Source organism: Streptomyces sp. Tu 3180, from assembly GCF_009852415.1.
Taxonomy (GTDB): domain Bacteria; phylum Actinomycetota; class Actinomycetes; order Streptomycetales; family Streptomycetaceae; genus Streptomyces.
Genome location: NZ_WOXS01000002.1, coordinates 5567816 through 5591866, shown reverse-complemented (window position 1 = coordinate 5591866; position 24051 = coordinate 5567816). Strand labels below are relative to the sequence as shown.

The 24051-nt window shown below is 70.0% G+C and carries 20 protein-coding genes and 1 pseudogene; 7 read left to right on the top strand and 14 right to left on the bottom strand.

Annotation, left to right across the window (positions count from 1 at the left end; all coding sequences use genetic code 11):
- Positions 1 to 990: 990 nt before the first annotated feature.
- Genes dndE through dndB form a run of 4 tightly spaced genes read right to left on the bottom strand, consistent with a single transcriptional unit; the run spans position 991 to position 6091 of the window.
- Positions 991 to 1371, bottom strand: a complete 381-nt coding sequence (gene dndE / locus GL259_RS26255) for a DNA sulfur modification protein DndE (protein ID WP_159535783.1) — start codon at positions 1369 to 1371, stop codon at positions 991 to 993.
- Positions 1361 to 3388: a DNA sulfur modification protein DndD gene (gene dndD / locus GL259_RS26250; protein WP_159535782.1), complete on the bottom strand. Its 2028-nt coding sequence runs from the start codon at positions 3386 to 3388 to the stop codon at positions 1361 to 1363. Before dndD ends, dndE begins: the two co-directional genes overlap by 11 nt.
- Positions 3375 to 4955 carry a DNA phosphorothioation system sulfurtransferase DndC gene (dndC, locus tag GL259_RS26245; RefSeq protein WP_208026525.1) on the bottom strand — a complete coding sequence of 527 codons (1581 nt, stop codon included), beginning with the start codon at positions 4953 to 4955 and terminating at the stop codon, positions 3375 to 3377. The genes dndD and dndC overlap by 14 nt, the downstream gene beginning before the upstream one ends.
- Positions 4952 to 6091 carry a DNA sulfur modification protein DndB gene (dndB, locus tag GL259_RS26240; RefSeq protein ID WP_159535781.1) on the bottom strand — a complete coding sequence of 380 codons (1140 nt, stop codon included), beginning with the start codon at positions 6089 to 6091 and terminating at the stop codon, positions 4952 to 4954. Before dndB ends, dndC begins: the two co-directional genes overlap by 4 nt.
- A gap of 245 nt (positions 6092 to 6336) precedes the next feature.
- Here dndB and dndA point away from each other — a divergent pair, with 245 nt between their 5' ends.
- Positions 6337 to 7491 carry a cysteine desulfurase DndA gene (dndA, locus tag GL259_RS26235; protein ID WP_159535780.1) on the top strand — a complete coding sequence of 385 codons (1155 nt, stop codon included), beginning with the start codon at positions 6337 to 6339 and terminating at the stop codon, positions 7489 to 7491.
- Between the two features lie 6 nt (positions 7492 to 7497).
- On the opposite strand, the gene GL259_RS26230 is transcribed toward dndA, so the two are convergent.
- From GL259_RS26230 to GL259_RS26210, 5 genes are all read right to left on the bottom strand, one after another.
- Positions 7498 to 8934, bottom strand: coding sequence for a DNA phosphorothioation-associated putative methyltransferase (locus GL259_RS26230; protein ID WP_159535779.1), 1437 nt, complete (start codon positions 8932 to 8934; stop codon positions 7498 to 7500).
- Between the two features lie 107 nt (positions 8935 to 9041).
- Positions 9042 to 9671 (bottom strand): DUF6308 family protein, encoded by a 630-nt coding sequence (locus GL259_RS26225; RefSeq protein ID WP_279578631.1) that lies wholly within the window; start codon positions 9669 to 9671, stop codon positions 9042 to 9044.
- 371 nt (positions 9672 to 10042) lie between these two features.
- A complete protein-coding gene (locus GL259_RS26220; RefSeq protein WP_159535777.1) occupies positions 10043 to 10450 on the bottom strand; it encodes a hypothetical protein in 408 nt (135 codons plus the stop codon).
- Positions 10451 to 10612: 162 nt separating this feature from the next.
- Positions 10613 to 11923 carry an MFS transporter gene (locus GL259_RS26215; RefSeq protein ID WP_208026524.1) on the bottom strand — a complete coding sequence of 437 codons (1311 nt, stop codon included), beginning with the start codon at positions 11921 to 11923 and terminating at the stop codon, positions 10613 to 10615.
- Between the two features lie 278 nt (positions 11924 to 12201).
- Positions 12202 to 12723 carry a hypothetical protein gene (locus tag GL259_RS26210; RefSeq protein WP_243762389.1) on the bottom strand — a complete coding sequence of 174 codons (522 nt, stop codon included), beginning with the start codon at positions 12721 to 12723 and terminating at the stop codon, positions 12202 to 12204.
- Positions 12724 to 13003: 280 nt separating this feature from the next.
- Here GL259_RS26210 and GL259_RS26205 point away from each other — a divergent pair, with 280 nt between their 5' ends.
- A complete protein-coding gene (locus GL259_RS26205) occupies positions 13004 to 13375 on the top strand; it encodes a hypothetical protein (RefSeq protein ID WP_159535775.1) in 372 nt (123 codons plus the stop codon).
- Positions 13376 to 13551: 176 nt separating this feature from the next.
- Positions 13552 to 14436 carry a hypothetical protein gene (locus GL259_RS26200; RefSeq protein WP_159535774.1) on the top strand — a complete coding sequence of 295 codons (885 nt, stop codon included), beginning with the start codon at positions 13552 to 13554 and terminating at the stop codon, positions 14434 to 14436.
- A gap of 170 nt (positions 14437 to 14606) precedes the next feature.
- On the opposite strand, the gene GL259_RS26195 is transcribed toward GL259_RS26200, so the two are convergent.
- From GL259_RS26195 to GL259_RS26185, 3 genes are all read right to left on the bottom strand, one after another.
- The gene (locus tag GL259_RS26195) at positions 14607 to 14903 is read right to left on the bottom strand and encodes a hypothetical protein (RefSeq protein WP_159535773.1); all 297 of its coding nucleotides are present in this window, start codon (positions 14901 to 14903) and stop codon (positions 14607 to 14609) included.
- 251 nt (positions 14904 to 15154) lie between these two features.
- The gene (locus tag GL259_RS26190; RefSeq protein WP_208026523.1) at positions 15155 to 16003 is read right to left on the bottom strand and encodes a hypothetical protein; all 849 of its coding nucleotides are present in this window, start codon (positions 16001 to 16003) and stop codon (positions 15155 to 15157) included.
- The gene (locus tag GL259_RS26185; protein WP_159535772.1) at positions 15993 to 16508 is read right to left on the bottom strand and encodes a SigE family RNA polymerase sigma factor; all 516 of its coding nucleotides are present in this window, start codon (positions 16506 to 16508) and stop codon (positions 15993 to 15995) included. Before GL259_RS26185 ends, GL259_RS26190 begins: the two co-directional genes overlap by 11 nt.
- Before the next feature lie 104 nt (positions 16509 to 16612).
- Between GL259_RS26185 and GL259_RS26180 the strand changes: the two genes are divergently transcribed.
- Positions 16613 to 17794 (top strand): sigma factor-like helix-turn-helix DNA-binding protein, encoded by a 1182-nt coding sequence (locus GL259_RS26180; protein WP_159535771.1) that lies wholly within the window; start codon positions 16613 to 16615, stop codon positions 17792 to 17794.
- Positions 17791 to 19518 (top strand): transglycosylase domain-containing protein, encoded by a 1728-nt coding sequence (locus GL259_RS26175; RefSeq protein ID WP_159535770.1) that lies wholly within the window; start codon positions 17791 to 17793, stop codon positions 19516 to 19518. The genes GL259_RS26180 and GL259_RS26175 overlap by 4 nt, the downstream gene beginning before the upstream one ends.
- 133 nt (positions 19519 to 19651) lie before the next feature.
- Here the strand turns inward: GL259_RS26175 and GL259_RS26170 are convergent, their stop codons facing one another.
- Both GL259_RS26170 and GL259_RS26165 read right to left on the bottom strand, forming a co-directional pair.
- On the bottom strand, positions 19652 to 20686 hold the full coding sequence (locus GL259_RS26170; protein ID WP_159535769.1) for a Ku protein: 1035 nt from the start codon (positions 20684 to 20686) through the stop codon (positions 19652 to 19654).
- A 96-nt stretch (positions 20687 to 20782) separates the two neighbouring features.
- Positions 20783 to 21586, bottom strand: coding sequence for a nuclease-related domain-containing protein (locus GL259_RS26165; RefSeq protein WP_159535768.1), 804 nt, complete (start codon positions 21584 to 21586; stop codon positions 20783 to 20785).
- A 119-nt stretch (positions 21587 to 21705) separates the two neighbouring features.
- On the opposite strand from GL259_RS26165, the gene GL259_RS26160 reads away from it, so the two are divergent.
- Both GL259_RS26160 and GL259_RS38940 read left to right on the top strand, forming a co-directional pair.
- Positions 21706 to 22212, top strand: coding sequence for a dual specificity protein phosphatase family protein (locus tag GL259_RS26160; protein WP_159535767.1), 507 nt, complete (start codon positions 21706 to 21708; stop codon positions 22210 to 22212).
- Positions 22213 to 23646: 1434 nt separating this feature from the next.
- Positions 23647 to 24012 (top strand): annotated as a pseudogene (locus GL259_RS38940) (SH3 domain-containing protein); the annotation flags it as partial.
- Positions 24013 to 24051: the final 39 nt, after the last annotated feature.

Below are 24051 nucleotides of genomic sequence, written 5' to 3'. Positions count from 1 at the left end.
GATGGGCAGCGGGGTTGCTGCAGCACAGGCGGAGGCCAGACCACACCCGCGAGGCAGCGCACAATCTGAGGGCGCCCTGCTGGCCGGCCAGTGCCGCCCCTATAGGGCCGCCGTCATCACCGGGTACAGAGTGTGCGGTAGTCGGCGCGCACATTCCCTCGGCGGCCTGAACCGATCGTGTGCGGTGCAGAAGGTCCTGCAGCATGGAGAGTTGAGTCCTGCCCTTTCGCGCGTGCCAATCACCGAAGGCGACGCATCGTCACGGTGCGACGAGCCAGTGCGGGCGCTGCCACGCTCTGCCTCGTACTTTGCGTCTCGGCAAGCGGAACGTGGCGGTGGGGGCGTCCACTTTCCGCCCGGCATCGTAGCGGAACGGCAGGTAGGCGTCTTCTCTTCGATGTATCACGATTCAACCGCTATCCCCCTCGGAGGCTTGCTGCACACCTGGCGCTTGGTGGTGTGAACGGCTCGCGGCTGGATCGCCCTCAATGACATACGTTTCCAAAGCATGGCATACCGTCATGTTCTGCGTGAGGGGCTGCCGCCGTCCCGTCGCATGGATGGCTTCTGCGGGCCAACTGGTGGCACGGAACGGAGCGTCCTGTGCGCACACCCCCTCGTTGCCTGTAGGGAGCCGACGTCGCGCTCGGGGGCCCGGAAAGGAGCTAAGCGCCCGGTATTGACGTGGAAGCTTGGCCGCCTGCGTGAGCTGCCGACTGGAGCATGCTCACGGCGAAGCAGAGCGGTCTCGGTGGCGTCGCAGCCGTGTCCATGACTCGTGCAAGGCTTCCCCCGCGGTGACTGCGCAGGGCGCAGGGATGGCGTGGAGGCTGCGGGGAACGTGCGGTGCTTCGTACATGAAATTGTCGGGCACACGAGGGCTTGCATGCCCGACAGAAGGGGGAAGGGTGTGTCTTGTCTTGGCGGACGGGTGGGGGGTGCCAGGGCGGGCGAATGTGTGCCCTCGGTAGTCGCTCGGAGAAAGGAACGTCAGGAGGGCACGACGGAGCCGATCATTCCTTCGATGGTGGCCATCGCCTTGTCCGCGCCCAGATATCCGATGCCGCGGTGCAGGTGCACGGTCAGCATGCGAGCGACGTTCTCATCGGAGACTTCCTGCCCAATCGCCGCGCATCGCTGCTTGAGCAGGGCCAGATAGACATCACCGTGCTGGCCGGCGAAGGTCTTCCAGGTCATCTCCACGTTGGAGTCGGTGACGATATCCTTGACCAGCGGAGTCGAGGGGTCTTTGAGGGACAGCAGCAACGCCCAGCGGCACAGTACGTTCCACTGGGTGATGCCGGTGGTGCGCTTGAGGTAAACCAGCCGGTCCTTAGCTGGTTGGGACAGGCGGACGTTGTCAACCGGCATGCTGTGCTCCTGCGTTCCACCAGTAGCCTTCGACGACAGCGGTGGTGAACTCAGTGTCGTCGTGGACGAGGGTGTAGGTCTGGGCGACGGACTTCTTCAAGCGACCCAGCAGGTACTCGTCGATCTCCTCGTCGGTGGACAGCAGGAGGACCTGGTCGCTGGCGTTGGGAAAGTAGCGGTCGACGAGGTGCTCGCGATGACGACTGTCGAGGCGGCCCAACGGGGTGTCGATAACGCTGGGCAGGCGGTTGCCAGCGACCCGCATCAGGCCCCACAGCAGGGAGACGGCCAGGAGCTGGCGCTCGCCAGCGCTCAGGCGCGCGGGGTCGATAGGCTCCCCTTCGGCATCGGCGAGGGTGAGGGTGAACTTGTCGGTGTCGATGCGCAGATCGTGCACGAGTCCTTGCTTGCGCATGAGAACCTTGAAGCTCTGCAGGACGGCCACTTCGAGTCGGCTGATGTGCCGCTTGAGGAGTGCGGAGCCGAAGCGTTCGAGAGTGTCGCGGGCCTTTTCGGAGTATTTGATAATCCGCTCGACTTCTTCTGCCTTGACCTTGGTGCGGACGAACTCCTTGTGGGCCCGTTCGAGCAGGGTGGTGACGTGCTCGCGGCGACGCTTGAGGTCCTCCAGCTTGGCCATGGCGCGGTCGCAGGCGGCTTGGTTTCGGGCGACTTCCACGATCTGCTCGTCCCGGGCGACTTGCAGGGCTTGGACCTTGTCCTGGGCTGGGACGCCGGCGAGCTGCCGGTCCAGTTGGTCGAGTTGTTCTGTCAGTTCTGCGGCGCTGTGCAGTAGTTGCTGGGAGCGCTCCTGGTCCCGCTGCAGGAGTTCGTTCAAGACGGTGAGCTGGGCTAGTGCGTCGTGCGGCAGACGTAGGTCCACCGGCAGCTGCGTCTTGTCGGCACGCTCGGCGCGGTCGGCGTCCAGTTGCTTGAGCACATCGGCGCGGACGGTGTCGGGCACCAGATCCAGCAACCACTGGTCGCGCGCTTCGAGTACCTGCAGAACCTGTGCCGATTGCTGGGCTTCCTGCTCCATTTCGGCCTGCCTGCGCACGTCCTGCAGGAGCGGTTGAGCCATCAGCAGGGGTAGCGGGCCCGCGGCAAGCTGGATCAGCTCGCCGCGCACCTGGGCCAGCCGGGCGGCGGTCTGCTTCTTGTTGTTCTCCAGCTCGATGCGCCTAGTGAACAGGTCGCCGCCCTCGTCGGCGAACGCCTTTTCCAGACTGTCTAGCTTGCGCTGCGCCTTACCGAGCTCGGTGCGGGAGTGGGCGAGTTCCTGATGGGCGATGTCGTACTGGGAGACCACCGCCTCGCGTTCGACTTCCTGGGCCCGAATGTTGTCCAGCAGATGCTGTTCTTCGTCGGAGAGCTTCTGGCGACGCTGCAGGGCCAGCAGGTCGTTGCGCAGCTGCTGGACGGTGCTCACGCCCAGGAGGGAGTGGACGGCGGACTCGATGACGGAGGCGGCCCGTTCGGGGTCGGCCAGTGATTCGATTTTCTCACCGTCGAAGAAGGCCAGGGAGGCGATCTCCAAGGGGAGGAGGGATTCGACGTGGTCAGCCCAGCCCTCGCTCAACAGCCGATTGAACTTGCCTTCGGGCGTGACGTCGCGCTGCGTCTTTGCGCGTGCGCCGTAGGTGTCGTCGACGTAGACGTTGAGGAATTCTTTGAGGGTTTTGCCGCTGATGTGCCAGCTGCGGACGACGCGGTAGTAGTGCTCGTGCCCGCCGGTCATGACGGTGAACTCGAGAGTGATGGCAGAGCCGCGGGTGGGGTCGGCCTTGCGGTTGATGCTTTCGCGCAGGTAGGCGTCGTAAGCCTTGGTGCCGCGGCCGCTGCAGCGGGCGCGGTTCCCGTAGAGTGCCAGCTGGATGGCGTCGAGCAGAGTCGTCTTGCCGCACCCGTTCAACCCGCCGATCAGGATGATCGGCTTGTTCTTCTTGGGGGTAAGGTCGAGAGACTGCTTGCCGCGGTAGGCCCCGAATTCTTCGAGGGTGATCTTACGCAGGAGCATCGAGTTCGTTTTCGTCGTCGAAGGTCAGGTTCTCGGCGATGTCGTCACGCCACTTTTTCTTGCGCGTAGCGAATTCCACGGCGTCTTCGTGGTTGTCGTAGTAGCCCTTTTGCACGGCTTGCTCAAGTGCCTGGAAGAGGCCGGACCGGCGAGCCATGGTGCGGTACTTCCGCTCGACGGCAAGGAGTTCGCGGACCATGTTGTAGTGCAGGTCGTCGCCGTCGCAGACCTGCTTGAGGACATCCATCTCGTCGGAGCCCATGACAAGCTGCTCATCCAGCGGACCGCCCGGGAACGGCTCGCCGGTGGCGTCCTGGTAGATCTGCGGCAGGCTGTCCTCGACCTCATGCTTGTCGAACACCCAGATCCGGCGGATCTCATGGAGTTCGTCGAGCGTGATGAGTTCGATGTTCTGCACGTGCTCGGGGGCGTGGGCACGGATCCATGTTTGCGCCTGGAGCAGCTCCTTGAGCCACTCTTCGCGGTAGGACTGCAGATAAGGGCCGTGGATGGCGCCGTCGTTGAACAGCATCACCTTGCCGTTCATCCGGCGGAAGTCACGGGCCGGCTTGTCCGGGCGCGGGAAGGGTGCCTTGCGGCCGGGCGGGAGGTCGGGGTCGCCCTCCTGGTAGTAGCCGAAGGGTGCATCGAGCTTGTTGCGCAGATCCAGCAGGGGGAGCATCCACTCCTTTTCCTCGTCGTTCTGGATCATGGCGGACATGGACTTGTCCTGCTCGACGAGGGTGCAGGTCCAGCAGCCGAAGCGACTGGAGCCGCAGGAGGGGGTGGTGGAGTCGACCACGAGGGGGCATTCGCCGTCCCCGGAGGCTCCCTGGTACATGGTGAGCAGGTCCTGATTGTTGTAGCCCCAGGGGTTGGGCTTCTGCATCAGGAACTCCCACACATCGTCGTTGGTCCAGTCCTCGACGGGGCTGTAGACGAGGGAGTTGGGGAGGTTGGCGTTGGGTGAGAGGCGGTCGCGTACGCGTCGCTTCTCGTGCTTTTCCATGGCGCGGGCGCGGGCTTGGCTTTCTGCTTTGCGGATACCCAGCACCATGATCGCTTCGCCGTGGGCAGCCACCACGCTGCGGATGAAGGTGTTCGACGGTTTGATTTTCAGTCGTTCGGTGCACCAGCGGAACTTCGGGCGCGGGGCCGGATAGCCGCGGCCGATCAGGTTCACCCAGAAGGTGTCCTTTATCTCCGGCGTGAGGCGGTGCGGCTCGATCGGCAGGTTCTGCGCCTGTGCCGCATCCTGCATGGTGCCCAGCGAGGCGGAGACCCAGGCGGCGACGACGGGGTTCTCCACGAGGGTGTCGGTGGAGATGACGTGCACGGTCTTGGTGCGTTGCTCGGCGGGCAGGTCTGCGAGGGCCATCCACACCAGTTGCAGGACGGCGGTGGAGTCCTTGCCGCCGCTGTAGCCGATGACCCAGGGCACCTGGTCGGCGGTGTAGAGCTCGCGGATCTCCTCGGTGAGCTCGGTGACGACCTCGTCCAGCGAACGCCCGTTAAAGGGCTTACGGCGTACGGGGGTGAGCCCGAGGTTGAGGGGGATGGTGGTCATGCCTCGCCTCGCAGGTATGCGTCTTCCACGCGTTGTTCTTCCGGGCTCAGCTCCAGGCCCAGATGCTTACGCAGGTAATTAACGGTAAGTGTCACGTTTTGGTGGCTTTTGGAGACGCGGCCGCCGACGATGGCGCGCCCCTCCCAGTCGGTGTTGGCCCGGCTCCAGTCCACGTGCTTCAACGGAACCAGACGCTTCTTCCACACAGTCGCCTTGGTGGACTCTCGTAGCAGCGAGTTGCCGATACGGCCCAGCGCATGCAGGGCGATGCCGTGACTGTGAATGAAGTCCCGGCGCATCTCTTGCGCGGACAGCTGCTTGTCACGCACCATCGCCCATTCTGGCAGCGCCGCGTCCATGGCCTCCCAGAACGACTGCGCCAGCCCAGTCGCCTCGTCCTGCTTCAGCTCGAGGCCTTGAAGCAGGGATTGGTTGCCGAAGTACAAGGCGCTGAGGGTGAACAGCTTGCGGGAGCGGGCGGACAGGGTGCTTTTTTCCATCTCCACAAAGCCTTTGAAGATGGCCGAGCGTTCGGTGAGGGTCCGGGTGATCTGTGCGTTGACGTCCCGGTGGTCGTACAGGACACCGATCGAGCGCGCCGGACGGACGGCGTGCCGGTTGAGGTCGGCGAACATCTGCTGAGAGCGCGCGAGTCCCGTGTCGTGGAAGAAGACCACAGCGATGGTCTCGTCCCCCAGGTCGGGGTTTTCCTTCAACGCCAGCTCGATGGCGGCGCGGCGATGCTGCCCGTCGTTGATGAGGAAGCGTGCGTCCATTGGGATGCGCAGCTGCCCGGTACGGTGCGCGGCTCCTTGGGCTCCCTGGCTTTCGAAGACCATGTCCCCGTCCACGGAGGCGGTCAGGGCGCTGAAGACATAGTCCTCGGGGTTGTCCAGGATGTAGCGGGCGAGCGCCGGCAGGCGTCCCTTGTTCAGGACGCGCTGGGCTCTCAGTTCGGCGGAGAGATCTTCTTCGTCGAAGAGGAAGATCTTCGGGATGAGCCGCAGCGGGCACATCGACGCATAAAACTCCCGCCCCGCCTGCACCCCTCGGATCGCAGGGAAGGTGTACTCAAAGCCATCAGACGCTCGCGAGACAGCCCGCCCCGCAGCTTTGCTCGCCGCTTCAGTCTGCACCCGTGCACTCTAGCGTGCGCGTACGTGTCCTGAGAAACGTACGTCGCTTTCGTCTCGACGTACCCAGGTGCACAAGATGACGTACCACTCCTTCGACCATGCGTCTGCAGTCGGCGAAGCGACACAGGAACAAGCGCCACGAAGACGATGTTGACGTACTGGGGTGATGGCTTCGTGCGCTGCGGTCCCAGCGTGTACGTTAACCACTTGACGTACGACCGTTATGCAAGCGTGCAAAGAGGCGGGTGAGCGCCGTGGTGGCGTATCTGGATGTGGCGGCGACGACACGGGTGGAACCGCGGGTTGCCGAGGTGGTGCTGCACTGGATGACCGAAGACTTCGGCAACGCCGGCAGCCGCACTCACGAGTACGGTGCACGCGCCAAGAAGGCGGTGCAGCAGGCGCGTTCCTTCATCGCCAGCACCGTGGGCGCCAAGACGGAAGAAGTGATCTTCACCAGCGGGGCGACGGAGTCCAACAACATCGCTCTGCTCGGGTTGGCGCCGCACGGCGAGCTCACGGGTCGCAAGCACATCATCACCTCCGCCATCGAGCACAAGGCGGTATTGGAGCCGCTGACGCACCTACGCGATACCCGTGGCTTTGAGGTCGACTTCCTCTCCCCCGGCTCCAACGGCCGCATCTCCGCCGACGCCGTGCTGGAGCGGCTGCGTCCGGACACCCTGGTGGTGTCGCTGATGCACGTCAACAACGAAACTGGCGTCATCCAACCGGTCGCCGAACTCGCCGAGAAGCTGCGCGTCACGCCCACCTATCTGCATGTCGACGCCGCTCAGGGCTACGGCAAGGTCCCCGCCGACCTGATGGCGCCCATCGACCTGATCAGCATCTCGGGTCACAAGATCGGCGCCCCGAAGGGCGTCGGCGCTCTTATCACCCGCCGGCGGGGATGGGACAAGGTGCCGCTGCAGCCGATCATGTTCGGCGGTGGGCAGGAGCGCAAACTGCGCCCTGGCACCCTCGCGGTGCCATTGATCATGGGCCTGTGCGAGGCCGCCAAGATCTTCGCCGAGAACCGGGAGACATGGGAGCGGGAGGCGAAGGCGATGCGCGAACGGATCCTTGCTGCGCTCAGCACGACACGCTTCCACCTCAACGGAGACCCCGAGCACAGCGTCCCCCACATCCTCAACGTCAGCTTCGATGAGCTGAATGCCGAAGCACTCATCGTCCGCCTCAAAGACCAGGTCGCCATCGCCACCGGCTCGGCCTGCACCAGCGCCTCCTACACGCCCAGCCACGTCCTCCAGGCGATGGGCCTGCGCGACGCCGTGGCTGCCAACGGGCTGCGTCTTTCCTGGTTCCCTTCCCAGGCAGCCGATTTCGATCCCCTCCCGCTCGCCGAGACCATCGCCAGCATGCAGCCTCAGGAAGGTTGACCAGCCCTACGCCTCGGAGCGACGCACCAGCCGGTGCCCGCGCAGCTGCCGGCCGCACCTGACTAGCTCGGCCTTCCAGCCGTTCTCGGTCCCGATCAGGTGCGGCCGTTCATACAGCCCCGCCCGCATCTCAGACTCGGTCAACCGGCGGTATCGCGGCACGTCCGGATCATCCGGTGCCAGAAACTCGTGCTTGCGGTGCAGCAGCGGCCTGTTGGCCGAGCTTTCATAGGAGAGATGGGACGCCTCCAACGTCTGCAGGTCCACCATGTAGGAGGACCGGATCCGTGGATGCGGGTTTTTGTCAAAGTCCGGGTAGTCCAGCCACGACACCGCTCGCCCTTGGTGCTTGAGCTTGACCACGGTCCACTGCTCAGGGCGACCGGCAGCGATCGATGCGCAGTGCTCGTACAAGCGCAATACCGTCGGGATCCGCTCCAGCGCGCGTCGATGCACGTACAGCGCCGTCGGTGTCACCTTGCCAGCGACGGAGGCGTTCATAGCATTGCGCACATAGATGTCGTCGCGCAGCTTCAACAACAGTCGGTCAGCCCGCTGACAAGCCTCCTTGTAGGAGCTGAAGAACGTGCGCACGTCCTGTTGCAAGCCCACTGGCAGACTCCCGAACGGCCCGCGACCGTTGAACAGCTCCACCGCCAGGTAGAGCAACGTGTTCAACGTCGATCGTTTAGCCCCCGCAGTGGCCCGTTCAGGATCAGCACCATCCCGCACCAGGCGCTTGACGTCGCCGGGCCGCAGGTGAGCCAAGAGCTCCGCAACGGTCCGCGGCATCTCCTCAATCCGCGGCGGACGTCCCCTGCGCTCGAAGAAGTCCACCACCGCACTCACCGCTGAGGCAGTGTCCTCGGAAGCAAGCCACTCAGCATCCGGGATCACCCGCTGCGCCAGATAGCTCAGACGGGCGCCCTCGTCCCGGAACGCGTAGACGACTCCGGGCGCGGCGGCCACCACCCGCCCGCCGGTCACCTGCTCCACGTACGCCCGAAGCTCACTCGCGGCATATAGATGCTGAAACGTCTGCCGACTCGTCAGTAGACCATCACCGAACTGCTGACCTTGGACCTTTGACTTCTCCCAGGTCAGCCGGGCTGAGACAACCAGCAGCGTCGAGGTCAGCTCCCACGCCCGCTTTAAGGTCTGCCGACGCTCGACCGGGTCCTCGATCACGTTCAGCACGTAGGTCAGCAACACGACGTCGCTGGCGACCAGCTGGGTGTCGGAGCGGTAATACGGATCCCACCCAGCCACCTGGCAGTCCAATTGCTCCAAGGCCCTGACATCGTCACCACGGCCACAGCCGTAGTCGAGGATCGTCCGCTCAGGTAGCAACTGGCGGTCCGCCAGCGCCTGACGCGCGGGCATGGACAACGCCATCCGCCCGATCGCCGTTCGGCGACGCTTACTACCCCACATCTGCTGCATCACAGGCACCTGCATCCAGGTAACGACACGAACAGCAGGGTAGAAGACAGGCGTCCGGCCTGCTCACGCAACGGCGAACTTGCCCCTCAAGTGTCAGCAAGGCACCGTCACGCGGCGCATCCGCTGGCCGTGTGTTCCCAAATTACGATGTCTGCCGCTCGAAGAAAGCTGAGAGGCCTCTCGTCAGGCGTACGAATGGGGACGATGAGGTCTTGGATCCAACCCCGGTGACGGCGTAGGTCTGATTGCAGGAGCGGCCACAAGCGCCAGGGGGTGTCCTTATAGGCTCCGGGAACTGGCTTTTGGCCGAGGTAGAACTGGTAGATGCTGCTGTCGGAAATCGGCACTAGGTTAGGCCGCTTGCGGTGGAGGATCTTGGTGACAGCAACGGCCTTGAAGTCGGACAGCCCCGTGCCGCCGGCTTCACCTGTAGCCACTAGTGCTCGATCAACCAGAGACCAGGGTCCCGTCGACGGATCCAGCGTTACGTCCAAGAAGTCAGCTGTCGCACATCCCTTGTTCGCAAGCACCACTTCCATGGCTTGCAGGACTTCAGCTCCCGGGCCATCAGGGTGGAACAACGGCGCTACCTGCTTGTAGCCCATGCGAACGCTCAGCAGGGCCGGGGCCAGACAGTCTAACGGGCTCAATCGGTCCGGACCGCCCTGCCAGTCATACGTGCGGAAGGCTCTGGGCCCCGGGGATCTGTGTAGGTCTGCAGGTGCTTCTCCGCACAACCATGCAGTGCTCCAATGGTCCTCACGCAGCCCCCCGCAGCCTCGACGTTTCGCATGGCAGCGCCGCCGCTCTCATCAGAGCAATGCTCATGCTACGAGCTGTGGACTATGCGTGGACCCATACTCGTGGAACAGCCGCCTGCAGGCCTGTGGCCTGCGACGGTGCCCGACAGTCAATTCCCCTCCGGAGCCGTGTGCGCAGGTTCGAATCCTGCCGGGGGCACCCAATGTGAGGTGCCCAAAGACCCCGTCACCAGCGGAAACGCTGAGGCCGGGGTCTTCGCGTATGTGCAGGCGGGTGTCGCCCGGAGCGGGCGTACGGCGAGGGCTGGGGGCTATTCGTGGACAGGACCTTGAGGTGTTTCCCCAAGTCAGCCCTGGTGGGCGCGAAGGCCTTCGGACGGGTCCGGGGGCCTTGGGTGTGGCTCGTCGGGTCGAGCTCGGATCTCGCGGACCGGGGTGCCGTCCTCGTCGTAGAGCTCGAGGGAGTACGTCAGCCCGAGGCGGCGGAGAAGGTCGGCGAGGTCATCGAGTCGCTGCGGGTCGACGACTCCGTTCAGCAGGACGTCCGGCCCCTCGGCGGGGTCGAGCTCCACCTCGCACCAACGGGTTCCTACCTCGTAGCCGTGCCAGGAGGACGACCTCGACCTCCAGCCGGCCCGGACGAAGCGTTCGGCGACGGGCGAGGCGTCCCGGCAGCCGTGCAGGATGCCGTTCACGTTGTTGCCCGCCTCGGCCCATTCAGGAGCGAGCGCTTCGCCTTCCTCGGACATGTCCACCGTCGGAGTATGGAGGTTCCTGGGCTGCGTGATCGCTCGGGACTCCCGCGGCAACTCCTCGGTCCTGCGGTTGGTGACGCGAGAAGCCGACCGGGACCGGCCGGTGGGGCGTACAGGGCGTTCTGTCGCTTCGTGTGGTCGTGTCGGAGTGGTGGTGCGAAGTCAGGGGTGGGTGGTCGTCGGTGGTGCGTCGTGTGGGGGTGGGAGCTTTCGGCCCAGGCGGGCGAGTGGGGACAGGGCCATGACCAGCGGGGACAGCATCATGCCTGCGGTCGTCACCAGGAGGGTGGTGCGCAGGCCCCACTCCTCGGCGAGGAGTCCGCCGGTCAGGGAACCGAGCGGGGTCAGTCCCATGCCGACGAACGTGATGGTCGCGGCCGCGCGGCCCTGCATCCCGTCCGGGGTGACGGCCTGCCGGACGGCCATGACGGTGACGTTCACCAACTGGCCGCAGAGCCCGAACACGAAGCCGGTCGCGAGGAGCGCGGGAACCGTCACCGGGGAGGTGCCGTGCAGCGCGGGCACGCACAGGAAGACGCCGTCGCCGAGTACCGCCGCGCACACGAGCACCGGGCCGTGGCCGAACCGGCCCGGCAGGCGGGCGGCGAGCAGTGAGCCCAGGAGCGCGCCCGGTCCCGCCGCCGTGAGCGCCAGCCCGACGACGGTGCCCGACAGGTGCAGTTCCCGCGGCAGGAAGAGCAGGTAGACGGTCATCACGGCCGCGAAGGAGAACTGGAAGGCGGCCGAGGCCAGGCACACGGCCCGAAGCAGGGTGTCGCCGGCGACGAAGCGCAGGCCCTCGTGGATCCGCCGCCAGACCCGAGGGGGGTGTTCCGGGCGTTCCGGGATCACTTCGGCTCGGCGGATCCGCCGGATCGACAGGAACGACAGCGCGAAGAACAGCGCGCCGGAGGCGGCGGCGACCGGTGCCGACAGCAGGGACACCAACGCACCGCCGAGAGCGGGGCCGCCGATCTGCGCCGCGGACCGGCTGCTCTCGAGCGCGCTGTTGCCCCGCACCAGTTGGTCGCGTTCCACCAGCCGTACGAGAGACGCCTGGTAGGCCACGTCGAAGAACACGGACAGGGCCCCGACGGCGACGGCAAGCGCCAGCAGACCGGGCAGGCCGAGGAGGCCGAGGAGGCCGGCCGTGGCGGCGGCGCCCAGGGCCAGGGCCCGGCCGGCGTCCGTGAGCACCATCGTCGTGCGGGTCCGCCACCGGTCCACCCACGCGCCGGCGAAGAGCGAGAGCAACAGGATCGGCGCCTGCCCCACCGCGCGGAGGACGCCCAGCCGGCCGGCGTCGGCGTGGAGGGTCAGGACGGCGAAGAGCGGCAGGACCACCAGAGTCGCGTGTTCACCGAGCTGGGAGGCCGTCTGGCCCGTCCAGAGTCTGCGGAAGTCGGTGTTCCGCCACAGGCTTGTCGGAACAGGTCGACCGGGATCGGATGCAGCGGAGGAAGCGGACGGCACGGGAGTCCCCCGGGTGGCCGACGAGGCCCGCCACCGGGCACACGGAAGGTGCGCCGGCGGTTCGGGCGGGGAAGGGCTCGCTGTGCCGCGACGTCGAGGGCAGCACGCGATGACAGGCCGGTCACGGCCGACGGCGTCAACGCGCGCTCGGAAGACCGACCATGTCTCAGCTCCTCGTGGGTGACTCGCTGTGGCCGGAGCCTAGCCGCCGGCGGTCCGGCGCGAAAGGCGGTTTCGCTCGCCTCGCGTGCGACCGGGCAGGCTGCACCACGTCGCCCTCAGTCCGTCCCGTCCTGCTGCTGCCAGACACGGGGCCAGTTGCCGGACGGCGGGGGCGGGCCCGAGATGCCCAGGTCACGCCGTGCGAGGGCGTAGAAGGCGTCACGCGCTCGGCTCATCCGCCGCACCGCACTCTCCCAGCCGGCCGGGTCGTCCTTCAGGCCGCGTGCGTAGAGTTCGACGTTCCACACGGCTTCGTGCCACTCACGAGCCGCCCCTATGGTCTCGGCGTCCCCGACGAGCAGCACCGATTCCCACTCGGCTGCGCGCCGCGCCTCGGCCTCGGCGAGTTGCGTGAGGCCCTGCTCCGGGTCCAGGGGGTCCACAGCGTGCTGGAATCCCCTTGCCGCTCCCATGCGCTGGGCGATGTTGATCTGGTGCTTCAGGGCGTTCGCGTAGGACGCGTAGGTGTCCAGTCTCCTCTGGTCCCAGCGTTCGGCTCTGGCCCGGCGCCACCGGCTCCGTTCCGTGAGGCTGGTCGCCACGTAGGAACCGGCGGCTCCCACGATGACACCGGCCAAGGCGGGCAGTTGGTCCCACAACGTCGATCCCCCCTGTGGCTGACGTGGTCGGTCGGAGACACAGTGCCGTACTCGGTGGCTTCGGGACAGGTGCCGGGTCCGTGACGGCGTGCCGTCCCGGGAGCCGTTGTGATGCGCGCGTCGTGCTCCGAGCTTCGGTGCGCACGCGTCCTGCCCGGGTCGGGCCGCGGCGGTGTCCGTCCTCGGCCCCTGGTCGCCGGCCGGTTCCGGCGTGCATACGGAACCGTCTACTCCGTGAGGCGGTGGGCACGCGGTGCCCATGACACTGGCGCGCTCCTTTCCCGACGACGCCACCGAGTGGTGGATCTTCCTGGGTTCGTTCGCCCTGTACGTACTCGGCCGTTGGTTCTTCGCCTGGCGGCAGGCCCGGCGGGAGGGCGACGACCACCCCGTGCGCGCCGCGTTCGCCGAGGAGGACGATTCCGACGCGATGACCGCGGCGACAGGCGGCTTCCGCTCCTACCGGCAGTTCTCCGGCTTCGTCGTCGGCGCCGTCACCGTGGTCCTGGTCGTCGCCCTGACGGACGGCCGGCTCCGCGTCTCACTGCTGTGGGTCGTCGTTCCGCTGCTGGTCGTGGCGTTGTCGTACCTCGACTTCCGGGAGGCCCGGAAAGCACGCTCGCGTGTTTGACGGCACGTCAGGCGTGAGGTGGGAGGCGTGCCGTTCGGCGGCCGGTGCGGCGTCGCCGACCGCAGGAGTGACAACTTCCCACCCAGAAAGGCATCTTCACGAAGATAAGGGGCATTCGGGACGGCAGACGGGCGGCTGGTCAAAGGCAGCCGACACTCGTGAGAGGAGAGCAATTCGTGCGTGGCAGGGGAACGAAGGCCGGTGCGATCGCGTTAGCGGCCGTCACGGGGAGCGTCGTGCTGACCGGCTGCGGCGGTGACGACACCCCCGAGTCCAAGGGGAACGGCGCCTCGTCGAGCGCGAGCGGCAGTGCCGGCGCCCGGGAGGAGGGCACGACGGCCGTGCGCACCGCGTACGACAAGACGGCCGAGGCCGAGACGGCGCGGATGGAGATCAGGGTGAAGGCCGCCGCGGGCGGCGAGACGGTCACGTCCACCGGCCAGGGGGCGCTCGACATGACGGAGGGCGACAGCGTCATGACCGTCACCGCCCAGGGCAAGCGCGTCGAGCAGCGCGTGGTCGACCAGATCCTCTACCAGAAGATGGACGGCCAGAAGGCGCCGGGCGGCAAGTCCTGGGTCAAGATCGACTTGGCGAAGGCCGCCGAGAAGCAGGGCGTGAACCCCCAGCAGATCGGTGACCCGGCCCAGTCCGCCGCCTACGCCAAGGCGATCACCGACAAGGACGTCACCGAGGTCGGCACCGAGAAGGTCGACGGCGTCGACACCACCCGGTACAAGGTCACGGTCGACGTCGCCGAGCTGCCGGGCGGCGACCAGCTGCGCCGGCAGATCGGCCCGACGCTGCCCATGGAGGTCTGGCTCGACGACCAGGGCCGGCTCCGTCGCCAGCAGGTCGACATGACCGTCAAGGCCTCGGCCGCCAGTGGGCAGCCGGAGAGCGGCACCTCGCCCCAGCAGGTCAAGGTCAGCACGGTGATGGAGTTCTCGGACTTCGGTGCCGAGGTCGACGCCGAGGCTCCGCCCGCGCAGCAGGTCGCGGACATGACCGACGAGGCGCTCCGGGGCGGCCAGGGGCAGGGCGGCCAGGGTCAGAGCTGACAAGGGCAGCGCTGGCATCCGGGGGTGTCACCGGGGCGGCGGTGTCCGGCGCGGAGGCGGGCTGAGGCTCGTCCGGCCGAGCCGGGCGCAAAGGAGCGGCGGCCGCCGGCCCCACGGTGCTCCGGCCGGTGCTCGGGCCGCCGGGCTCCGGCCCGGGTGGAGACCTCGGGTCAGTGCTCGTCCCAGTGTCCGGCGTGGTCGGCGTGGCGGTGGCCGTCGTGCACGTAGTCGACGTGGTCGCCGTGGGGGACCGCGACGTGGCCGCAGCCCTCGCCGTGCCGGTGGTCGTGGCCGTCGTGGGTGGTGTGCGCGGCGGTCTCGCACTCGTCGACGTGGCCCTCGTGGGCCCGGTGCAGATGGCCGTCGTGGGCGTAGTCCACGTGGTCCGCGTGGGGGACGGCGACATGGCCGCAGCCCGCCCCGTGCCGGTGCGTGTGGTCCTGGTGGGTGGCGTGTGCCGTGGTCATGCCGTACCTCCGGTCGGCGGGAGGCCAGCCGGCGTTCGCTGTGCCGGCACCGCTGCTTCCATCGTGCTCCCGAACCGGCCGCACCGCAGCCTCGCCCCGGCCTGTCCCCGGGCCGCCGCCGGACGCCCGGGGCCTCCCCCGGAGACGTGCCGGGGCCGGGTGCGCTGTCGCCGCACGGCCTCCCCGGCGGCCGGGGAGGCCGTGCGGCGGCGTGAGCCGTGCGGCCGGGTCCACCGCGGCGGGAGGCGCGGTCAGCCGGTGACCCCCGGGGTCCGCCGGGGGGCGGCGTCGGCACCGCTCGGCGTCCCGGGGCCGGGTTCCGTCTCCGTGCCCGTCCCTGCCCCTGCCCCTGTCTCCGTCGTCGGCGTCGTCTCCGTCGCCCGCTCCGGTTCCGTCGGGGTCGGGGTCGTCGCCCCGGTGTCCGGGGCGGCCGTCGTGAGCTCGATGTGGTCGCCCGTCCGGGCGCGGTGGTGGAACCACTCCGCGTCCGCGAGGCTCATGCCCAGCCAGCCCGTCCTGGCGGGGAGGGCGGCGAGGGACTTGAGGTCGAAGGTGAGGGCGCCCGCGTAGACCGGTTCGCCGTCGGGGGTGCGCAGTTCCACCAGGTACGGGACCTTGACCTCGTACCTGGCCCCGCCGGCCCCGTCGAGCCCGCCGGCCTCCGCCTCGAGCGACAGCACCTTCAGTTCGGACGTGGCGGTCACCGTCAGCCGGGTGCCGGGCGGGAAGCGGCGGAAGGAGTGCGAGTCGACGCGCAGGACGCGGTCGCCGACCGTGAGGGTGTGGCGGCCGAGGTCCAGGTGGCCGACCGGGGTGGCGGTGGGGAGCGGGGTCGTCCGGCCCGGGGACGGGGCCCGGTCCGGGGTGTCCGACGCGGTGGCCGGAATCCGATGGTGCTCGCCCGGGTCCCCGGTGTGCAGCGCGAACGCGACGGCGGTCAGCGCGCAGGCCGCCGTGGCCGCCGCGCCGAGTGCGACGGCCGTTCTGCGACGGCGGGAGCGGCGCCCCGCGCGGGCGCGGATCCCGGCGGCGTCCACACGCGGCGGGGTTTCGTGCCGTTCCGCCAACCCGCGCAGTGCTGCGGCGAGTTCATCCGACACGGCCGCTCTCCCTCCAGGCCGGCTCCTCGGCCTCGTCCACCGCCAGGTGTCTGGCCAGTGCCGCCCTTCCGCGGGACAGCCGGGCCTTGACCGTCCCCACCGGTGCGCCGGTCTCGGAGGCTACCTGCTCGACACTGAGGTCGCACAGGTGGTGCAGGACGATCGCCATGCGCTGTGCCTCGGGCAGTTGGCGCAACGCTGCCACCAGGGCGGTGCGTTCGGGGCCGGGGCCGGGGGCCGGCTCCGGGGGCGGGGTGCGGCGCACCAGTTCCAGCCAGCGCCTGGCGCGTCTCCAGCGGCTCACCGCCAGGCGCATCGCGACCGTGCGGACCCACGCCTCGGGCGCCTCGTCGGCCAGGAGCCTCCGGCGCCGGTCCCAGGCCCGTACGAACGCCTCCTGGACCACGTCCTGGGCCTCGCCGAGGTCCCCGGTGAAGGCGTAGAGCTGGCCGGTCAGGCGGGGGAACGCGGCCGCGTAGAAAGCGTCGAACTCGTCCTCGGTCATGCCCTCCACCGGTGTCTCGGATTTCCCGTGCAACCCGGCCGCCCCCGCCATGCGTACAGGTTCCGCAGGTCGCGCACATCGAAGCACACCCCTGGAGGAAGACGATGAACACGGGCACCGGGATCCATCGACCCGTCGTACGGGTGGGTGCGCACCGCAGAGGGGCGGCCGCCGGGGAGGTGACCTACTCCCCTCTCCGCCCGGTGCGTTCGTCCCGGGGGCGGGCCGAAGTGCCGTCCGCCGGGGGTGACTTCGACGAGTACGCGCGCGACCGCTGGCCGGGGCTGGTCGCCACCGCCCTGCTCCTCACCGAGGACGCGCGCGCGGCGGAGGAGCTGGCGCGGCTCACCCTGGTGCGGGTGTGCGCGCGGTGGCGGCGGATTCCGCGCAACGACGTCGACTTCCACGTGCGGCGCTGCCTGGTGCGGAGCCATCTGCGGGGGTGGGGCCGCCGCACGGGCGGGCGACGGCGGGTGATGCTGGTGCTGCGGTACCGGGAGGGTCTGGGCGAGGCCGAGATCGCCCAGGTGCTGGGGTGTTCGACGGGGGCCGTGCGCGCGGTGCTGCGGCGCGAGGGGAAACGGGTCCGGCCCCGGGACAGGCGTGCGGGGTTCGCCGCGGCGCTCGCCCGGTTCGTGCCGCCGGCCGTCCCGCTCGACGCCGTCCGGCGGGACGGTGCGCTGCGGCGCCGGCGCCGGGCGGGGATGGTCGCGGCCGGGTGTGCCCTGCTGCTCGCTCCCCCGGCCGCCCTCGGTCTCGGCTCCGTCGTGGGCGGTGACGGCACCGGGGCCGCGGAGGCACCCGACATCCCGGTGCCCGGGTCCGTGCGCATCGTCGCTCCCGGGGAGCGGGTGGCCGCCGCGCCGGGGGTGGAGCTCTGGCTGACGCAGGACGGCAAGCACTGGTCCTCCCCGCACGCGCCGAACCAGTTCCGCGCGGTGGACGACGGGAACCTGGACCGCACCGGGGCGGGCGTCTCCGTCCAGGGGGAGCCGCTGGACGGCGCGTACTTCCATTCCGGCGTGTACCACGGCCTGACCGCCGAACCGGCCCGCGTCGAGATCCGTACCGGCGGCAGGACGGTGACCGCGAACGTCCTGACGCTGGCGGGCAGCCCGGGGTGGGGCGTGTGGTACGCGCGGACGCCCCTGGAGGAGGGCGGTGGGGGCCGGACCGGGGGCCGGCCGGTCGTCACCGTGTACGACGCGGCCGGTGAGGTCCTGGTGCGGTCGGACCTCGGGTCCCCGGTCGCGGAGCCGGTGCGCGTCGGGGCGTGGCGCCCGTGAAACCGTCCCCTGCCGTCGGCCGGTTCCGGCACCGGTTCCCGGTCCGGCACCCGCGAAGGGCCTCGGGCCGTTCCCGCGCGCCCGTCCGCGTCCCCCTCCGCGTCCGTCTGCGCCGGTCCCGCGGGCGGTGGCTGCGGCGGCTGTTCGTCGCCCTCCTCGCGCTCGTCGCCGTCCTGTGCGGGGCGGTCGTCGTCGCCTACCGGCTCACCGACATCCCCGAACCGCACCCCGAGACGGTGGTGCAGAGCACGGTCTTCCTGGACGCCGAGGGCTCCTACCTGGGCCGGCGCGGTCCGGTCGACCGGCAGGAGGTGCCCCTGTCCCAGGTCCCCCGGCACGTCCAGGACGCGGTGATCGCCGCGGAGAACCGCTCCTTCCGCACGGACACGGGGGTGTCGCCGCGCGCCCTCACCCGCGCGGTGTGGGCCACGGTGTCCGGCGGTGCGCCGCAGGGCGGTTCCACCATCACCCAGCAGTACGTGAAGAACGCGCTGCTCAGCCCGGAGCGGTCGCTGGCGCGCAAGGCGCGTGAGGCGTTGATCGCCGTCAAGCTCGACCGGACGCGCAGCAAGGACGAGATCCTGGAGGGCTACCTCAACACGGTGTACTTCGGCCGGGGCGCCGCCGGGATCCAGGCCGCCGCCCGCAACTACTTCGACGTGGCGCCGCAGGACCTCACCGTCTCCCAGGGCGCGGCGCTGGCGGCGATCGTCAACATCCCCTCGTACTACGAGAAGGCGGGCTCCGACCCGAAGGTGACCGCGACGCTGCGGGACCGCTGGGAGTGGGTGCTCGACGCGATGGAGGCCGGGGGCGGCATCACGGGCGAGCAGCGCGCCGCCGCCCGTTTCCCGGCGTTCCGGTTCTATCCGCCGGGCGGGACCGAGGGGCAGCGGCAGTACCTGATCGACGTGGCCGCGAAGGAGGCCGCCGACCGGCTCGGCATCACCGGGGACGAGCTGGCGCGCGGCGGCTACACCGTGCACACCACCTTCGACCTGGCGCTGCAGGACGCGACGGCCGAGCTGGTGAAGGACCGTGCGGCCGGGCCGGACGGCGGCGGCGTCCGGGTGCACACGGCCGTCGTGGGGATCGAGCCCGGCGACGGGGCGGTGCGGGTGCTGTACGGCGGGGCGGACTACGCCCGGCAGCCGTTCAACGACGCGGTGAGCGGGGCGGTGGAGGCCGGCTCGGTGCTGGATCCGTTCCAGGGCGTGCGGCTCGGCGGTCCGCTGAGCGGGCTGCGCGGGTCCACGGCGCCGACTCCGCTGCGGCTGGCGTCGGCGTACGCGGCGGTGGCGGCGGACGGCGTGTACGCGACTCCCCGTACCGTGGCCCGGATCACCCGGGAGGGACGGACCGTGCACACCGCGCGCCCCGAGAGGCGGCGGGTGCTGGACGAGAAGGGCGTCCTCGCGGTGACGGCCCGGACGGACCCGCGGCAGGACGGCGGCCCCGGCGCCCCCGGTGCCGCCGTCGCCGCCCGGCGGGACGGCACCGGCGCGTTCCTCACCGCCGGGGCCGGTGGCGGCATCACCCGGCGCACCGTGTGGTCCACCGGTCACGACTCCCGGCTGGCGCTGACCGTCGCCCTGTTCGCCGACCGGCCCGGCGAGAAGAAGAACACCACCGTGCCCGCACAGCTGCCGAACGACCCGCCTCCGACCGACCGCGCGGAGCTGTTGGCCGCGCGGATATGGCAGGTGGCGAAGGACCGGGCGTGACCTTTCCCAGGGAGGGGGACGGGCCGGGACGGACGGAGGAGACGGACGGGGAGGGACCGGCGGGCGGGACGGACGGGCGGGCGTTGCGGGTCGTCCCGGCGTCCGCCGTCCGACGGGGGTGGTCCGCGGCGGGTCAGGCGGAGTGCTTGCGGGAGGCCGTCTTCTTCGCCGGGGCCTTCTTCGCCGCGGTCTTCGCCGGAGTCCTGGCGGTGGTCTTCCGCGCGTCCTGTTCCGCCGCCCCGCCGCGCTCCGTCCTCGCGGTCGGCTTCCCGGCCGGCGTCCTGCCCGCCGCGGACGTCGACTTCCTGGCTCCGGTCTCCTTGGGGGCGGCGCGGGACGTCCCGCGCCGCGGCAACCGCTCGCCCCCGGTCCCCGCCTCCTCGCCGCGGGACTCGCGGAGGGCGCGGACGCTCCTCTCCAGGGCCGTCGTCAGGTCCAGGACCCTGACGCCGCGCTCCGGCTCGGGTGCCTCGGGCAGGGGCTCACCGGAGATCTTGGCGGCGACGACCTCCTCCACCGCCTCGCGGTACTCGTCGCGCAGGTCCTCCATGCCGACCTCGCTGAGGGCGTCCATCAGCTCGTCCGCGAGGTCCAGCTCCCTGTCGTGGACGGTGACGTCCGCGGCGGGGGCGAGTCCTTCCGGGGCGCGCACCTCGTCCGGCCAGAGCAGGCCGTGCAGGGCGATCGTGTCGCCGACCAGGCGGAGCATGCCCAGGCGCTCGCGGCCCCGCAGCGCGAACTTCGCGATGGCCACCCTGTTGCTGCGCTTCAGGGCCTCCCGCAGGAGCGCGTACGGCCTGGCGGCCGGCGCCCTGCCCGCCGCCAGGTAGTACGCGGCGCCCATCTGGAGCGGGTCGATCCGGTCCTCGGGGACGAAGGTGACGATCTCGATGGTCTTGGCGGTGGGGAGCGGCAGGTGGGTCAGGTCCTCGTCGGTGATGGGGATGATCGTGCCGTCCGCCTCCTCGTAGCCCCTGCTGATCTCCTGGACGGTGACCTCGCGGTCCTCCAGCTCGCAGAACTTGCGGTGGCGGATCCGCCCGCCGTCCTCCGTGTGGATCTCGCGGAAGGGGATCGCGTGGCTCTCGGTGGCGTTCACGAGCTTGATCGGGATTCTGACCAGGCCGAACGAGATCACGCCGTTCCAGATGGATCTCACGTGCAGCACCCTTCCGGTCGTCCGCCGGCCACTTCCGATGTTTTGTCCCGTTTTGCATGGACTCTCATCGTATAGCGCCCGCCGTCGCGGCGGAGGGGCGGGGGATCATCCCCGCGTCCAGGTGTTCCGGTCCCGCGCCAGTGCGTACAGGGCTTCCGCGTCGGCCGGTTTCAGCACTCCGCCGAGGCCGGCCAGGCCCGCCACCTCCGCGTCCGTCAGGACGCGCACCCCGCGCGTCGGGGCGGAGACCGACACCTGCGACGCGCCGACCAGGACGAGCACCGGGCGGACCTCGGCCGTCAGGACGTGGGAGGCCCGGTCGGCGTCGGCCCGGACGCGGCGCAGGAGCGGCTGCGGTTCGTGGCGGCCCAGGGCGACCCCGGGGCCGACGACCGTCACCCGCTGTTTGTGGGCGTACAGGGCGTGGACGGCGTACAGGCCGCCGGGGCCGACGAGCAGGTGGTGGATGCGGTCGCCGCCGGGGAGCGGGACGGAGTGCAGGACGTGCCAGCCGGCGCCGTCCATGCGGTCCAGGGCCTCGCCGACCGTCCGCTCCGCCGTGAGCGCCCTGCGGCGCGGGTCGGGGCGGAAGCGGCGGGCGGGGCCGGGGTCGCGGTCGAGGGCGATCAGCAGCGCCTCGCCGGGCCGGTTCGGCGCGAGGTCGTCGTCGGGGTGCAGACAGAGACGTACCAGCTCGGCGGGGGTGGGGACCGGGGGCGGGCCGACCGAGACCGGGCCGGTGACGAAGGGGCCCAGGGCTTCGAGGACGTCCTCCTCGTAGTCCGCGCCGAGCAGGTTGACCCGGGCCGCCTCGCGGTCGTACCAGGCGATGTTCCTGCCGTCCGGGAGGCAGACGTACAGCCGTTCCCGGCCGTGCCGCCAGGTCGGTATGACGCGCAGTCCGTCCATGCATCATCACCCCACGACCATGGGAACAGGCGGTCGCGCCCGGGGCAAGAACAGGGATAACCCGGTTACCTTGGAGAGGAGTTGGGCACGCCCACGGACGGATGGGTGGGGAGGCGCCGTTGCGTACCCGCAGGAAGCACCCCGACGTACCGGCCCCGGACAGCCCGTGGAACGAGATCGTGCCCGGCCTGTGGATGGGCGGGCACGAGTTCCGGGGCCTCTCCGGGCAGCTGGAGCTCGCGGAGGTGGGCCAGGAGTTCGATCTCGTGCAGACGCTGCTGCGGCGGCCCGGGCACGGGCCCGATCCGGGGGTGGAGCACCATGTGTGGCCGATCCCCGACGGGCCCCTGGACGGGACGCAGCTCGCGGGCGTCATCCGGCTGGCCGAGGCGGCGTGCGAGGCGCTGGACGACGGCCGCTCGGTCCTCATCCGCTGTTACCACGGGTACAACCGCTCCGGCCTGGTCGTCGCGCACGCGCTGATGCGCCGCGGCAGCACCGCCGAGGCGGCGATCCGGCTGATCCGGGCCCGGCGCTCGCCCTGGGCCCTGCACAACGAGCTGTTCGTCGACTACCTGCGGGCGGGGCTCGCCACGGCCCGGCTGCTGGAGGAGCTGACGGACTGAGGCGCTCCCCTCCCCGCGCGAGCCCCGAGGGGGGTCCCGCCCACCTTGCCGGGGGCCCGACACCGCACGGGCCCGACACCGTGCGGGCACCCGACGGCCGCCCTTCCCACGGGCGGGCCGGCCGTGGTCCCGGTGGCCGCCGGCGGAGGCGGGTCCCGAGTACCGCCCGGGCGGCCCGTGCGGGCGGGGCGGCGCACCGGGTGTGCGGGCGGTTCCCCACGGCGCGGGCCGCGTGCGCCCGGGGGCCGGCGAGCCGGGCCCGCGCAGGCTCCGGTGCCGCGCCCGGCCGGCCCCGGCGCCGGCCGGGCGCGGCACCCGAACCGCCGCTCCGCCTGCGCACGCTCCGTGACCCCCCGATCACCGCTGCGTCCGGTTGGCGCCGCCCCGCCGGAATCCGGACCGACGCACGAGCGGGCCGTCGTCCGCGGGGGTGGGGGCTTGTGCTCCGGTCGGCGGGGCGGCCCGCTCGCGGCGCGGACGGGTGCCGGTGGCACCGGCCGCGAACGGCCCGCTCGTCTCCGCGCGGGACACGGGGGACGGCCGTCCGGAGTAACTTCGCGCACGGTCCGCAGCGGTTCCGTACGGAGAGCGGAGCGGGACGGAGGGACACAGGCCCGGCCCGGCGGAGGCACCCGGCGGCCGTCCGGCCCCCACCCTTACCCCGGAGGGCGGAACGTCACCTGCCTGACGCGCCCTCAACACGGACCTCTCACCAGGGACGACGCGGAACGGGACGGGAGCACCGTCCCCGATGGCGCACCAACGCGGGCGAGCGCCGGGGGCCGCTCCTACTGTGGCGATTAGTCACCTTCGACCTGATATCCCCCACATGGAGGTACTGCGATGTCCCTGCATTCTCCCCGCTCTCCCCGCTTCGCCCTCAACCGCCGTCTGTCCATAGCCCTCGCCGCCGGCACCCTCGCCGTCGCGGCCGCCGTCACCCCCGCCGTCGCGAACGACGGCGGGGGCCAGGGCGGCGGCAACGGGAACTGGAGCCAGCAGGGCGGCAACGGCGACTACGACAACGGCGCGAACCAGCAAGGCGGAGGCAACGGCAACGGCAACTGGAACCAGCAGGGCGGCAACGGGAACGCCGGCCAGCAAGGCGGAAACGGAAACTACGACCAGCTGGGCGGAAACGGAAACCAGCTGGGCGGCAACGGCGGCTACGACGACGGCCCGAACCAGCAGGGCGGCGGAAACGGCTACCCGCAGGGCGGCGGGAACGGAAACCAGCAGGGCGGCAACGGCGGCTACGACGGAAACCAGCAGGGCGGAAACGGAAACCAGCAAGGCGGCAACGGCGGCTACAACGGAAACCAGCAGGGCGGAAACGGAAACCAGCAAGGCGGCAACGGCGGCTACAACGGAAACCAGCAGGGCGGAAACGGAAACCAGCAAGGCGGCAACGGCGGCTACAACGGAAACCAGCAGGGCGGAAACGGAAACCAGCAAGGCGGCAACGGCGGCTACAACGGAAACCAGCAGGGCGGAAACGGAAACCAGCAAGGCGGCAACGGCGGCTACGACGGAAACCAGCAGGCCGGCGGCAACCGCGGCGACCAGGGCCGGTACAGGGGCGTCGTCACGGCGGACCGGCTGGCCCTGCGCAGCGCCCCGAACCGGGGTTCGCGGATCATCCGGTACGCCCACAGGGGCGAGGTCGTCTCGATCTTCTGCAAGGTCCCCGGCGAGAACGTGCACGGCAACCCCCTCTGGTACCTGCTCACGGACGGCACCTGGGCCTGGGGTCCCGCCCGCTACATCAACAACATCGGTCCCGCGCCACGCTGGTGCTGACGAACGAAGCGCGCAAGACGCACCATTTGGGTAAGTTCC